This is a genomic window from Wohlfahrtiimonas populi (assembly GCF_002006795.1).
Classification (GTDB): domain Bacteria; phylum Pseudomonadota; class Gammaproteobacteria; order Cardiobacteriales; family Wohlfahrtiimonadaceae; genus Wohlfahrtiimonas; species Wohlfahrtiimonas populi.
On sequence record NZ_MVDN01000020.1, the window covers coordinates 1 to 14,583 of the forward strand.

A 14,583-nucleotide genomic window follows, 5' to 3' on the forward strand; every position below is an offset into this window, starting at 1 on the left:
TATCTATAGTATTTATAAGAATTGATTAACTTCCACGGTAAGTAGAGTAACCATAAGGGCTTAGAGTAATTGGAACATGATAATGTGCTTTATCGTTTGATATTTCAAATACCACTTCAATATATGGATAGAAGCTTTCCGTTTTCTCTTTTGTGAAATATGGTTTGGTTTCAAATGTTAGACGATAAGTTCCGGTACGATTTTCTTTGACATTATCATTGTTTTCAAGAAAGTTTAGACGCCCATTAGAATCTGTTTTATGTTCTTCGATTTTTTGCCAGCTATTATTGCTATATTTTTCTAGAAATACAGTAACATCAGGTGCAGGTAATCCTTTCGAGATATCTAATATATGAGAGCTTAATGCGAAAGATGTTTCTGCAAAAGAGCTTGTTAGCAATGTTGCAGATAAAATGCTAGCCACGGCTAATGATTTTAATTTCATTTTTAATTCCTTATCTATTGTTATGTTTACATAAGCTTTATTTATTAAAGCTTTTTTAATGTATATTAATTGTCAAGTGTTGTAAAAATTAAAATATTTTATGCATTAGATTTGCATTTTTTATATAGGAATATGAATGAGCAGACTTAAGTCATATCTATTAATAGCATGGGGCGTTTTAACCGCCCTTTTTTATGTCTTGCTGAAAAGTAAGGATAGAAAGATTGCAAAGCAACAAGAAGAAATCAAACAGCACAAAAGCAAGAATGAAGAGCTTTCATTCATCAATCAAAAAGAGCAGGAATCTAAAGATGTTCAAGACCATATCAATACTAGCAATGAGCTTGATGTTGATCGCCTGCTCGAACAAAACAAAGCATACAGAGATTGATTACCAGGCAATTAACTGTGCAGGGTGGAAGCGTGGTTCTATCAGCAGACAGGACCAGCTAACATCAGGCACAAAAGAATGGATTCTATCGCACATCATTAAATACGATAGAGATTGTAAACGCCCGAGCGGCATAGATAAGGAAGCCGCTAATCGCAGACGAAAGAACAATTAAGATTGAAAAACGAAATGCAAGCATTGAGCAGTGGGGATGGAAGACAGTATCAACGATTGGATTGATGCTTGTTGTTTGGTATTTAAACGGGATCAATACTAGTCTTGATAGTTTAAATAAAGAAATCGTTGCTATTAAACTCAATGACAGTGCAAATACAATTCGCATGGCTCGTGGTGAAGATGATGTTGTTACTCTCAAAGGTAGTGAAAAGGAGCTATCCAAAAGAGTTGGTGCATTAGAGCGCGGCAATGGCGAAATCAAACAGCAATTGAAGCAGTTAAGTAAGTAATACCATTTAAATAATCGATTGTGTCACACTAAAAGTTGGTGTAGCTTATTAAGTGTTTTTTCTTTGCGTATGGGAGATATCAAATGTCATTGAATAAAATAGTTTGTCTTAACTTTATTTTGGTTGCATTTTTAGGAGCGGGTGTAATGGCTCAAACTAAGGGTGATGAAGTTAAAGCAAAAATAATTGAAAGTTCAGAAGTTATTGCAGATAAAGCCAAAGATGCTACTGATGCTACCTTAGAAAAGAAAGCTGAGGTGGAGCAATCTATGGATGAGAAAACAGAAGAGGCAAAACAAGTTATCAAAGATAAAGCAAAAGATTTAAAAGAAGATACTAAAGATTTATCTAATGAAGTGAATGATAAAATTCAAAAAGTTTTAGATTAATCTGCCAAACAATATATAAACCCCTTAATTGGGGTTTTTTATTACCTAAAGGAAAGTAATGAGTAAAGGCAAATTAAAACTTAATGACCGCCAAGAGCGTTTTTGCCTTGAGTATGTTAAGGATTTAAATGCTACTCAAGCAGCGATTAGAGCTGGGTATTCAGAGAAAACAGCAAAAAGCATAGGAGCTGAAAACCTTATTAAACCTGACCTTCAAAAAAGAATCTCAGAACTTCAAAATGACAGTAACAATGAATTAAAACTAGATGCTCAATACGTGCTTAACCGCTTATTAGAAATCGATCAAATGGATGTGTTAGATATCCTTAGTGATGATGGAAGTATTAAGGCTATTCATAAGTGACCAAAGGTATGGCGCACATCATTAAGCGGAATAGATTTAGCAGAAATGTTTGAAGGTCGTGGCGATGAGCGTGATCTAGTTGGCATCCTGAAGAAAATTAAGTGGCCCGATAAGGTTAAGAACCTTGAGTTACTTGGTAAGCATATAAATATTAATGCCTTTAGCGAAAGACAGGATATTAAGATGTCATTAAATCCACTTTCAGACTTAATAGATGAGATTGGTAATGAAGCAAGAAATAACAGTCGAGAATCTAAAGAGTAAAAGATGGCGGCTTAATAATTTATACAAAATTACAAATAAACGTAGACAGGTAATTACGTTCAATTTTAACAATGAGCAGAATGATTACTTTAATCGTGAACATTCGAGAAATATCATATTAAAAGCAAGGCAATTAGGATTTACAACTTTAAAAGCAATTATGCAGCTAGATAGTGTGTTCTTTGAGCGCGCAGCGTGTGGAATGATTGCGCATAATTTGGATGATGCTAATAAACTATTTAGGGAAAAGGTTAAATTCGCTTATGATCGATTGCCAAATTCACTAAGGCAAAGTAACCCAGTATCAAATGATCATGCTGGAGAATTGGTATTTGATAAGGGCGGCTATATATTTGTAGGCACTTCTGCTCGTGGTGGAACACTTAATGAGCTTCATGTGTCGGAGTTCGGAAAGATATGCGCTAAATATCCCGACAAATCAAAAGAGATTGTGACAGGTGCATTTGAAGCAGTTTCTAAAGATGGAATCATCACATTAGAATCAACCGCAGAAGGTAAGGCTGGTTATTTCTATGAATATTGCCAAGAGTCTCAAAAGCTAGATCAAAGTAAGTTAGGTGATTTAGATTGGAAGTTCTTTTTCTACAACTGGTTTAGCAATCCTGAATATGTTTTAGATGATAAAAATGCACAGTTGACAAAAGCAACTGAGAACTATTTTGATAAATTGGCGCATGATCTTAATATTGAGTTTAGTTTAGGGCAAAAACTTTGGTATCAAGCAAAGGCTAATACACTCAAAGATGAGATGAAACGTGAATATCCAAGCACGCCAAAAGAAGCATTTGAACAAGCAATTGAAGGCGCTTATTACTCTGAACAGTTTAGACAATTAAGAGCTAAAAACAGAATTGGCAAGTTGCCTAATAATTCTCATTTACCTGTTTTTACTTATTGGAATTGAGTTGGTTCGTGAAATATTACCATTGTGTTCGTTTGATGAATATCAGTGTGGCAAAGGCCTTGCGCATTTAGAAGCTTATAGAAAAGCTTGGGATGATAAAAATGGAGTTTGGCGAAATAAGCCGTTTCACAACGAGGCATCGCACGCAGCTGATGCTTTTAGATACTTTGCGGTTGCTCATAATATGAGAGATCGGACAGCCAAGCGTGTTGATCTGCCATTCTAGGAATTAAAATGAAAGTAGATACAATTTCAAATGACATTGCCGAATTCCGTACCATGATAGAGCCAATTAAGGCTCTACTTGGCGGAACAAGCGCTATGAGAAACTCTCGCGAATTTTATTTGCCTAAGTTCAAGGCTGAAACAGCAGATGATTATAATCGCCACTTAAGCGTTGCAACACTAACGTCATATTTTGAAGATACAGTAAAATCTATGGGTGGCCGTGTATTCTATAAAGCATTAGTCGTTGATGATTTAAATGAAAAGGTAAGCGCTTATAAAGAAGATTTTAACGGTTCAAACAAAAGCATGAATGGTGTATTTGAATCTATTTTCTTTGAAGCTTTGGCCTATGCTAGATCATATATTGTTATTGATTCTTCTGTNCCGTTTCACAACGAGGCATCGCACGCAGCTGATGCTTTTAGATACTTTGCGGTTGCTCATAATATGAGAGATCGGACAGCCAAGCGTGTTGATCTGCCATTCTAGGAATTAAAATGAAAGTAGATACAATTTCAAATGACATTGCCGAATTCCGTACCATGATAGAGCCAATTAAGGCTCTACTTGGCGGAACAAGCGCTATGAGAAACTCTCGCGAATTTTATTTGCCTAAGTTCAAGGCTGAAACAGCAGATGATTATAATCGCCACTTAAGCGTTGCAACACTAACGTCATATTTTGAAGATACAGTAAAATCTATGGGTGGCCGTGTATTCTATAAAGCATTAGTCGTTGATGATTTAAATGAAAAGGTAAGCGCTTATAAAGAAGATTTTAACGGTTCAAACAAAAGCATGAATGGTGTATTTGAATCTATTTTCTTTGAAGCTTTGGCCTATGCTAGATCATATATTGTTATTGATTCTTCTGTAGAACAGGTGCAATCACTGCAAGAAGAAAAAGAAAGTGGCGCAAGGCCTTAATCCTGCCCACTCTCTATTTATAGTTGAGTTTTTTACTATTTTCTCGCGCTCTTCTTTCCATTGCGCCACATCTAGCGCTGATATTTCATTTATATTCTTTTTTGCAATGTATGAAAAATCCCTAATAAATTTTTTGAGAGTCAATGACTCATTACTTGCTGTTTTTTTCTTGATCGTTTCCTCTGCTAAATATCTCTGGATTAGCACTTCAAGTGTTATGTTTTTGAGTATGTTTTCATTTGAGTTTTGTAGCAAGTTATTTTCAAAAGTAACAGCCCATGCATTAGCATCTCTTTTTGTATCAAAAGTTTTTGTGCGTTTTGGATAACCTTTTCTTCTGATAACGGCCTTCCATTTTTTACCTACTCGTTCAAAAGTTGCCATTTTTTTAGGGACAATTAAGGGACAATTTTAAAAGAATATCACATAATGTAAAATAAACATAAAGAAAGAGGCCAGCTAATATCTAGCTTGCCTCATTTTAACTATATTAGTAATCCCATAAAATATGGGGCAAAGTAGCGTTCATAGATTTATTTTTATTATTCGTTATTCAATTATATTTTTGTCGATATATATTTTATCAAGCAATTATTACAAACCGATGTCACCATTGTCTGTACGTTGAATCACAACAGTTGCAGCACGTGGGCGACCTTTTGGATTATGATCAGGCCAGCTTGAGAACTGATTAGGATTGCCGTGATCAGAGTTACCATCTGCTGGTTCGCCAGGATGCTGAATATTGATGAACATTGTTTTGTTATCTGGTGTGAATGCAATGCCTGTGACTTCTGCACCATTTGGGCCCGTTAAGAAGCGTTTGAAATAACCTTCTTCAGGATCAACCACCAACATTTGGTTATTACCCATACCTTCGTATTCATTCATGTTCAATGTAGAAGATGAAACATCCGTTTGAATCCATAACAAACCATTGTGATCAAATTTCAAGCCATCTGGGCTACCAAATAAATCGCCGCGGTTATTGGCTAAATGGTTACGATCTTGAGTTTTATCTTTACCTGCTAAAACTAAGATGTCCCAATTGAAAGATGTTGACGCTGAATTGCCATCTTTTTCATCCCAATGAATGATGTGACCAAATAGGTTATTAGCACGAGGATTAGCAGCATCAATGCCAGGATAGCCATCTTTACCACGATTACTATTGTTCGTTAATGTGCAGTAAATAGAGCCAGGCACCATTGGATTGGCTGAAATCCACTCTGGGCGATCCATTTTGGTTGCATTGGCTAAGTCAGCAGCTTTACGCGCATTGATTACAACATCGCCTTGATTGTTGAAACCATTGGCTTTCGTTAAGCCATTTTGACCAAACACTAATGGAATCCATTCGCCTGTGCCATCTTCATTGAAGCGCGCCACATATAATGTACCATCATCCAATAATTTGCTGTTTGCTTTGCCTTTAGCAGGATCATATTTGCCATTGGATACAAATTTATAAATGTATTCAAAGCGTTGATCATCGCCCATATAAGCTACAACTTCGCCAGTTGGTGCGATTACAATTTCAGCGCCTTCGTGTTTAAAGCGACCCAAAGCTGTGTGTTTGATTGGCTTAGAAGTTGGATCTGTTGGATCAATTTCCACAACCCAACCAAAACGGTTTGGTTCATTTGGTGTTTGATCGACATTGAAGCGATCATCAAATTCATTCCAGCGATAAACAGCATCTTGGCTTGCAATGCCATAGCGTTTTTCTAGTTCGTTAGCACCTGCTGTTTTTACGAAAATGTCTGACCAGTTTTCTTCACATGTCAAATAAGTTCCCCAAGGTGTTTCGCCATTTGCGCAGTTTTGCATTGTGCCGAATACAACTTCACCTTTTGGATCAGCCTCAGTTTTCATTAGATCGTTGCCTTTTGCAGGGCCTTCGATCACCATTTCAGTATATGGCGTGATTCTGCGGGCAAATTTAGAAGGGCGAACCACTTTCCATTCATTGCCATCTTTTTGCACTTCAATCACTGAAATGCCCATTGCATTTTGGCTCTTGCGAACTTTTTCCAATGACCAATTGTTATCGCCATCAGGGAATAGCAAGCCATTATCCACATATTCATGATTCATCACTAATAAACCGTTCGTGGATTTTGTAGCATTGTTGATAGGGAAATAAGCCATACCATCGTGGTGCATACCAGCTTGAGTTGCTTGCTCATCCGCTGTGTTAGATGCATCTAATTTAAATTCAGGCATGTTGTTATTGATACCAACATTATCGCCCCAGCGATAAAACACTTTAGCTTCGTAGCCTTCAGGCACAACGATGTCATCTTTCGTTGAGAATGGCACAGCTTTAAAGCGAATCAATTCGTCTTTGTTTAACGGCTTTGCAGCATTTGCAGGTGCAACTGCTTTTGCGATATTTGCCAACGGTAAGCTGAATAAACCCAATAAGCCTGCGCCCATGCCCGCAGTGCTTAACATTGTACGGCGAGATAATGGTTTTTCTAAAATCTCAGAAAAAACTGGATTATCTGTTTCATTACTAATATTTTCGCCTTTATCGTTTTTTAAATAAACAGCCTTAGGTCTTCCCATGATTTTTGCTCTCCTGCAATGAACTAAATTGTGTCTTGTTGGATGCAGAGAATACGGGAAATATGTGGCAGTTTTATGACAGAGCGCTTTATAGGCAAATGATTCCTGAAAGCCAAGGCATTATTCATTATAATGGTGCAATTTGACTGATTTGTATCATTAATCTAAAGGGATCTACCATGAATAAAGCGCCAAAACCTGTTGTTCTATGTATTTTGGATGGTTGGGGTTATCGTACAGAAATGAAGCACAATGCTGTAATGGCAGCGGAAACACCTAATTTTGAAGAGTTCAAAACTGATGGTGCTTGTACATTATTAAAAACTTCAGGTTTAGCTGTGGGTTTGCCAGATGGACAAATGGGTAACTCAGAAGTTGGTCATATCAATATTGGTGCTGGCCGTGTTGTTTATCAGGATTTAACACGCATTTCTAAAGCATTTGAAGAAGGCGAATTTGCAAAAAATCCTGTGGTTGTGAAAACGTTGAACGATTTGAAAGCCAGTGGCAAAGCATTGCACATTTTTGGCTTGTTATCAGATGGTGGCGTGCATGCAGATGAGGCTCATATTCATGGCTTAATTAAAGTAGCAGCAGAATTAGGTTTAACAAAGATTTATCTACATGCATTCTTAGATGGTCGCGATACTCCGCCACGTTCAGCTGAAATTTATATCGAAAGAGCAGAAGCTGTATTTAGTGATGTAAAAGTTGGTCGTTTCGCAACAATCATTGGTCGTTACTTTGCGATGGATCGTGACAATCGCTGGGAACGTGTTGAACAAGCTTACGACTTATTAAGCCAAGGCAAAGGCGAATTCCATGCAGACTCTGCAATGGAAGGTTTAAAAGCTGCTTATGATCGCAATGAAAACGATGAATTTGTAAAAGCAACAGTGATTGGTGAAGCTGTAAAAATGGAAGATGGTGATGCTGTCATGTTCATGAACTTCCGTTCGGATCGTGCGCGTGAAATCACATATCCATTTACAGAAGATGATTTTGAAGGTTTTGTGCCTAAATATCGTCCTAAATTATCTCATTATGTTTGTTTAACGCAATATAAAGATAGTATTCATGCAGAAATCGCATTCCCACCACAATCATTGGTGAATGGTTTGGGTGAAGTATTGGCTAAGCATAATTTAACTCAATTGCGTTTAGCTGAAACTGAGAAATATCCACACGTAACGTTCTTCTTCAATGGTGGTCGTGAGCAAGTATTCACAGGTGAAGATCGCATTATGGTGAATTCACCGAAAGTAGCAACTTACGATTTACAACCAGAAATGAGCGCGCCAGAAGTTGCAGATAACTTAGTGGAAGCGATTTTGTCTCAAAAATTTGATGTGATCATTTGTAACTTTGCAAACCCAGATATGGTTGGTCATACAGGCGTTTTTGATGCGATTGTGACAGCTGTAGAAACAGTGGATGAATGTATGGGCAGAGTTTATGATGCAATTTTGGAAGTTGGCGGTGAATTATTGGTAACAGCGGACCATGGTAATGCTGAATTAACATGGGATGATTCAACAAATCAACCACACACAGCGCATACAACTGGCCCAGTCCCATTCATTTATTTAGGTCGTCCTGCTGTATTGTCTCCAGATGGTGCTTTGAAAGATATCGCACCAACAATTTTGCATTTATTGGGTGTTGAACAACCAGCAGAAATGACAGGACAAAACTTAATCCATTTCAAATAATTAATATTAATAAACGGAGAAATTCAGGATGAGAAATTTTCAAAAATCCTTGATCACAGTGACTTTGCTATCTCTATTATCTTTTGCCAATAGCGAAAGCATGGCATTGACGATCGAGCAACCGAAAGTTACCGTGCCAGCAGTGGACGAGACTGTGAAAGAAAATTTACCGGTTCAGCAGTTATTGTTGTTCGTGAATGTTTTTGAACAGTTACGTGCAAACTATGTTGAAGAAGTGACAGAAGAAACGTTGGTAAACAATGCCATTAAGGGTATGTTGAGCGGTTTGGATCCTCATTCTGAATTTTATGATGCAGAATCTTATAAAAAGGTTCAAGAGTTCACAACAGGCTCATTCGCAGGATTAGGCGTGGAAGTTGTGAGTGAAGATGGTTTAATTCGCATCATTTCTCCAATGGATGGTTCACCTGCGAAAAAAGCAGGCATTCAAGCGGGCGATTTGATCATTAAGATTGATTCAACAGCTGTGCAATCTGTGGATGTTTCCAAAGCCGTTGATATGCTCAAAGGTGAGCCAGGCACAGAAGTTGTATTAACAATCATTCGTGAAAGTGAGCGTTCGCCATTAACAATTCCTGTGGTGCGTGATGTGATTAAAACGGAAAGCATCAAAGGAGAATTGATTGATAACGAATTTGGTTATATTCGTTTGAGTCAATTTCAAGAGCGCTCAGCGGAAGAGATGAAAACGGCGATTGAAGATTTGAACAAACAAGCCGCAGCTAAAAAAGCTAAAGTTAAAGGTTTGATCTTAGATTTACGTAATAATCCAGGCGGCGTTTTGGATCAAGCGGCAGAAATTGCGGATTTATTCTTAGAAGCAGGCTTAATTGTTTATACGCAAGGTCGTGATCCAGCTTCACGTATTGATTTTATGGCAAATCCTGGTGATATTTTGGCAGGTGCACCTTTGGTTGTATTGATTAATGGTGGTTCTGCATCAGCCTCTGAAATTGTAGCAGGGGCGATTCAGGACCAGCGTCGTGGCGTTGTCGCAGGTGAAAAGAGCTTTGGTAAAGGTTCTGTGCAATCAGTTGTGAACTTGGCAGAAGGTCAAGGCATGAAATACACGACTGCATTGTATTACACGCCAAATGGTCGTTCGATTCAGGGCGAAGGCATTTCACCAAATATTGAATTGTTATCTTTGAATGTGGATTCAGAACGTAACTCTAACTTTATTCGTGAAGAAAACTTGGCCAAACGTTTGAATAAAGGTTCTGATAAAGAACAGAGCATCACTACATTTACACAATCTGAAAAAGCTCGTGGTTTAGCGGTTTCAGATAATCAATTATATGAAGCATTAAATTTGCTGAAAAGTTTGATTTTTGTGAAGGATAACCCCATTCAGTAATGGTAATGATTAAGACTGCTTCGGCAGTCTTTTTTATAGGGAATAATCCGAATGTTAGTGATTATTGAAATGATTTGTGAGAGAGTTTCAGAGCTTTTATTTGGGCTTTTTCCTTCATGGAAGGCATTTTTTACAATATTGTTTATAGGATTGCTTATATATCTTTTATGGTGATCTAAGAATAACGTATGATAGGTAGTTTAGTAAAAATTCACATTCAATAGAAGTGATCTTTTTTGAGAGTAAGCATGGAAAATATTACGGTTCAAGGTGCACGCACGCACAATTTAAAAAATATCAGTTTAACCTTACCTCGCAATAAACTCATTGTGATTACAGGGTTATCAGGTTCTGGTAAATCCTCTTTAGCATTTGATACTTTGTATGCTGAAGGGCAAAGACGTTACGTTGAATCGTTATCCGCTTATGCTCGCCAATTCTTATCGATGATGGATAAACCAGATGTGGATCACATTGAAGGTTTATCGCCAGCGATTTCGATTGAGCAAAAATCAACATCGCATAACCCGCGTTCTACAGTGGGAACAGTGACAGAAATTTATGACTATTTGCGCTTATTATTTGCGCGAATTGGCACGCCACATTGCCCAACGCATCATTTAGCTTTACATGCACAAACAGTGAGCCAAATGGTGGATCAAGTTTTGAATCTCCCTGAAGATTCTCGCATTATGTTATTAGCGCCTGTGATCCGTGATCGTAAAGGTGAGCATGTTAAATTAATCGAAGGCTTAAAGTCACAAGGTTATTTGCGTTTAAGAATTGATGGAGAAGTTTATGAAATCGATGAATTGCCTGAAATCAATCCTAAGCAAAAGCACAGCATTGAAGTGGTGATTGATCGCTTTAAAGTGCGTCCTGATATTGCTCAGCGCTTGGCTGAATCGATGGAAACAGCGTTAACATTATCATCAGGCTTAGTTTATGCGGTGGATATGAATGATCCATCCATCATGCTGCAATTCTCTGCAAATTATGCTTGCCCAGAATGTGGTTTCTCATTGCCTGAATTAGAGCCAAGATTGTTTTCATTCAATAATCCAACAGGCGCTTGTTCTGGTTGTGATGGTTTGGGCGTGAGCCAATATTTTGATCTCACAAAAGTGATCACGAGCGATGAATTATCTTTAGCAACAGGCGCTGTGCGCGGTTGGGATAAAAAAGCTTTCTATTACTATTCAATGATTTTGTCATTGGCAAAACATTATAAATTTGACCCTGAAGTACCTTTTAGAGAACTGCCTGAAAATATTCAGAATGTGATTTTAAATGGCAGCGGTAAAGAAGAAATCGACTTTGAATATTATGGCTCGAATGGCAAAGTTGTTAAAAGAACTCATGCATTTGAAGGGATTTTACCGAATTTAGATCGCCGTTATCATGAAACAGATTCACAAAGCATGCGTGAAGAGTTAGCGAAATACTTAACATCTCGCCCTTGTACAGCTTGTGGCGGTGCGCGTTTGAATGAATCCGCACGTAATGTATTGATTCATGATCATGCCATTAACCAAGTGACATCCATGTCCATTGATGATGCTTTGAATTGGTCATCTACGTTGACATTAACAGGTGCGAAAGCTGAAATTGCTGATAAAATTCTGAAAGAAATTAACGAGCGTTTAGGTTTCTTGGTGAATGTGGGCTTGGATTATTTGAATTTATCTCGCTCAGCGGAAACATTATCAGGCGGTGAAGCACAACGTATTCGCTTGGCTTCGCAAATTGGTGCAGGTTTAGTGGGCGTAATGTATGTATTGGATGAACCATCAATCGGCTTGCATCAGCGTGATAATGAGCGCTTATTAAAAACGCTGATTCATTTACGTGATTTAGGTAACACCGTGATTGTGGTTGAACATGATGAAGATGCCATTCGTGCAGCCGATTATGTTGTGGATATTGGCCCAGGTGCTGGCATTCATGGCGGTGAAGTTGTGGCTAAAGGCAGTGTGAAAGAGATCATGGCTGTGCCTGAATCTTTAACAGGGCAATATTTATCAAAGAAAAAAGAGATTGCCGTACCAAAAGAGCGTGCTAAAAATGATCCTGACAAGCAACTGTCCATCGTTGGTGCAACGGGCAATAACTTAAAAGATGTGAGCGTGAATATTCCTGTGGGTTTATTAACGTGTGTCACAGGTGTTTCAGGCTCAGGTAAATCAACATTGGTGAATGATACGTTGTATCCATTCACTGCTAATGCTTTAAATCGTGCAAGCCAAGAAGTTGCACCTGTCAAAGAAATCACAGGTTTAGAGCACATTGATAAAGTGATCAACATTGATCAAAGCCCAATTGGTCGTACGCCAAGATCAAATCCTGCAACTTACACAGGATTATTTACACCAATTCGTGAATTGTTTGCAGGTACGGCAGAATCCCGTGCTCGTGGTTATACAGCTGGGCGATTCAGCTTTAATGTGAAAGGCGGGCGCTGTGAAGCTTGCCAAGGTGATGGCTTAATCAAAGTTGAAATGCATTTCTTGCCAGATGTTTATGTGTTGTGTGATGTGTGTAAAGGCAAACGCTATAACCGTGAAACTTTGGACATTCAATACAAAGGTAAAAACATCAGTGAAGTATTGGATATGACAGTGGAAGATGCTTGTGAATTCTTCTCTGCAATTCCTGTGATTCATCGTCGATTATCTACATTGATGGAAGTTGGCTTGAGTTATATTACGCTTGGGCAAAATGCTACGACATTATCAGGCGGTGAAGCACAGCGCGTGAAATTATCCCGTGAATTATCTAAGCGCGATACGGGTAAAACTTTATATATTTTGGATGAACCAACAACAGGCTTGCATTTCCATGATATTGCGCAGTTATTAACGGTGATTAATACTTTGCGTGATCAAGGAAATACCATCGTAATAATTGAGCATAATCTAGATGTGATCAAAACAGCTGATTGGATTGTTGATTTAGGGCCAGAAGGCGGTTATAAAGGAGGTATGATAATTGGTGAAGGAACACCAGAAGAGATTGCCAATAATCCGAAAAGTGCCACAGGACGCTTTTTAAAAGATTTTTTATGATAACGTTTGCCACTCAAATGGATAAAGAAGAGACTATATGAAAAGATTGCCTATTACTAAACCAGCCATTACAACAAAATACAGCGATTTAGTTGGAACTATCGAAATCGATTGGGAAGGAAGAATCGCAAGCCTAGCCGCGCTTTGCCGTGAACATAAAATTGATATGGATAAATATTATCTGATTGCTTTCGGTTTTGTGAGCTTTGAGCCTGAATATGTCACTTGTAAAGCTGTCTTAATTGATATTTCTGGTAAGAAGTATGGTAATACGTTTAAAGAGATCGAAGAAAATGTGGCACAGCTACGTTCTGTAGATGCAACGCAGAAAATTTTACGAATTAACTATGCAGAGCTTGAAAAATATATTAAACATATTAATGCTCTAGTATTTACAGACATCGGTGCAATGATCGGTGAAGTGAATATTACAGAAAATTTAGAAGATCAAACATTTGGTGATGATCTTCCACAGTATAGTTAATGAAGGATAGTGAAAATGTCTAAAACAGTAGATATCGATTGGGAAAATTTAGGCTTCAGTTATATTCAAACGCCATATCGCTTTTTAGCAAAGCATGTGAATGGCGCTTGGCAGAAAGGTGAATTAACAGAAGATCCGAACCTTCATATTCATGAGGGTTCAACAGCATTGCATTATGGTCAGCAATGTTTTGAAGGCATGAAAGCTTATCGCACAAAAGATGGCAGCATTCAGTTGTTCCGCCCGTATGAAAATGCGCGCAGAATGAACGACAGTGCTCGTCGTTTGCGTATGCCACAAATTCCAGAAGAGATGTTTGTGGAAGCAATTAAAGAAGTTGTGCGCGCTAATGAAGCCTATGTACCACCTTATGGTACAGGTGCTTCTTTGTATATTCGCCCATTGTATATTGGCGTTGGTGCAAATATTGGTGTACGACCTGCGCCTGAGTTTTTGTTCACAGCATTCTGTATGCCAGTTGGCCCATATTTCAAAGGTGGGTTAGCACCAACTAACTTCATCATTTCTGATTATGATCGCGCAGCGCCAATGGGCACAGGCGCATCTAAAGTTGGTGGTAACTATGCAGCGAGTTTATTGCCAGGTTACGAAGCACATGAGCGTAATTTCTCAGATTGTATCTATTTAGATCCTGCAACCCATACAAAAATTGAAGAAGTGGGTTCTGCGAACTTCTTTGGTATCACAGTGGATAATAAATTCATTACGCCAATTTCGCCATCTATTTTGCCAAGTATTACTAAATACTCTTTATTGCACATTGCAAAAGAACGTTTAGGAATGGAAGCAATTGAAGGTGATGTTTATTTATCAGAGTTGGATCAATTTGTGGAAGCGGGTGCTTGCGGTACAGCAGCTGTGATTTCACCAATCGGTGGTATTCAAACTAATGATAAATTCCATGTGTTCTACAATGAAACAGAAGTTGGCCCAATTACAACTAAGCTTTATAA

General features: G+C 38.1%; 12 protein-coding genes and 2 pseudogenes. 11 read left to right on the top strand and 3 right to left on the bottom strand.

Translation table 11 applies throughout. The features are described from left to right. Nucleotides 1-25 precede the first annotated feature (25 nt). Nucleotides 26-445: a hydroxyisourate hydrolase gene (uraH, locus tag BZK16_RS13305; RefSeq protein WP_077929377.1), complete on the bottom strand. Its 420-nt coding sequence runs from the start codon at nt 443-445 to the stop codon at nt 26-28. A 136-nt stretch (nt 446-581) separates the two neighbouring features. Here uraH and BZK16_RS13310 point away from each other — a divergent pair, with 136 nt between their 5' ends. From BZK16_RS13310 to BZK16_RS13340, 6 genes and pseudogenes are all read left to right on the top strand, one after another. Further along, nucleotides 582-836 carry a hypothetical protein gene (locus BZK16_RS13310; RefSeq protein ID WP_077929378.1) on the top strand — a complete coding sequence of 85 codons (255 nt, stop codon included), beginning with the start codon at nt 582-584 and terminating at the stop codon, nt 834-836. 239 nt (nt 837-1,075) lie between these two features. Beyond that, nucleotides 1,076-1,303 carry a hypothetical protein gene (locus BZK16_RS13315; protein WP_077929379.1) on the top strand — a complete coding sequence of 76 codons (228 nt, stop codon included), beginning with the start codon at nt 1,076-1,078 and terminating at the stop codon, nt 1,301-1,303. Between the two features lie 83 nt (nt 1,304-1,386). After that, nucleotides 1,387-1,692, top strand: a complete 306-nt coding sequence (locus tag BZK16_RS13320) for a hypothetical protein (RefSeq protein WP_143691189.1) — start codon at nt 1,387-1,389, stop codon at nt 1,690-1,692. A gap of 58 nt (nt 1,693-1,750) precedes the next feature. Continuing rightward, nucleotides 1,751-2,320, top strand: a pseudogene (locus BZK16_RS14920) (terminase small subunit). Then, nucleotides 2,283-3,471 (top strand): annotated as a pseudogene (locus BZK16_RS13330) (terminase). The pseudogenes BZK16_RS14920 and BZK16_RS13330 overlap by 38 nt, the downstream one beginning before the upstream one ends. A 499-nt stretch (nt 3,472-3,970) precedes the next feature. Then, nucleotides 3,971-4,399 carry a hypothetical protein gene (locus BZK16_RS13340; RefSeq protein ID WP_077929382.1) on the top strand — a complete coding sequence of 143 codons (429 nt, stop codon included), beginning with the start codon at nt 3,971-3,973 and terminating at the stop codon, nt 4,397-4,399. Here BZK16_RS13340 and BZK16_RS13345 read toward each other — a convergent pair. Further along, nucleotides 4,361-4,783, bottom strand: coding sequence for a site-specific integrase (locus BZK16_RS13345; RefSeq protein WP_077929383.1), 423 nt, complete (start codon nt 4,781-4,783; stop codon nt 4,361-4,363). The two genes, BZK16_RS13340 and BZK16_RS13345, sit on opposite strands and share 39 nt — an antisense overlap. A gap of 210 nt (nt 4,784-4,993) precedes the next feature. Continuing rightward, a complete protein-coding gene (locus BZK16_RS13350) occupies nt 4,994-6,970 on the bottom strand; it encodes a PhoX family protein (protein ID WP_077929384.1) in 1,977 nt (658 codons plus the stop codon). Between the two features lie 179 nt (nt 6,971-7,149). Here BZK16_RS13350 and gpmI point away from each other — a divergent pair, with 179 nt between their 5' ends. From gpmI to BZK16_RS13375, 5 genes are all read left to right on the top strand, one after another. After that, nucleotides 7,150-8,682 carry a 2,3-bisphosphoglycerate-independent phosphoglycerate mutase gene (gpmI, locus tag BZK16_RS13355; RefSeq protein ID WP_077929385.1) on the top strand — a complete coding sequence of 511 codons (1,533 nt, stop codon included), beginning with the start codon at nt 7,150-7,152 and terminating at the stop codon, nt 8,680-8,682. A 28-nt stretch (nt 8,683-8,710) separates the two neighbouring features. Further along, nucleotides 8,711-10,060, top strand: coding sequence for a S41 family peptidase (locus tag BZK16_RS13360; protein ID WP_233145311.1), 1,350 nt, complete (start codon nt 8,711-8,713; stop codon nt 10,058-10,060). A 248-nt stretch (nt 10,061-10,308) separates the two neighbouring features. After that, nucleotides 10,309-13,125 carry an excinuclease ABC subunit UvrA gene (uvrA, locus tag BZK16_RS13365; protein WP_077929386.1) on the top strand — a complete coding sequence of 939 codons (2,817 nt, stop codon included), beginning with the start codon at nt 10,309-10,311 and terminating at the stop codon, nt 13,123-13,125. Between the two features lie 37 nt (nt 13,126-13,162). Continuing rightward, nucleotides 13,163-13,609: a hypothetical protein gene (locus BZK16_RS13370; protein ID WP_077929387.1), complete on the top strand. Its 447-nt coding sequence runs from the start codon at nt 13,163-13,165 to the stop codon at nt 13,607-13,609. A 15-nt stretch (nt 13,610-13,624) separates the two neighbouring features. Beyond that, nucleotides 13,625-14,583, top strand: a 959-nt coding sequence (locus tag BZK16_RS13375; RefSeq protein ID WP_077929388.1) for a branched-chain amino acid aminotransferase, incomplete at its 3' end; no start/stop codon positions are given.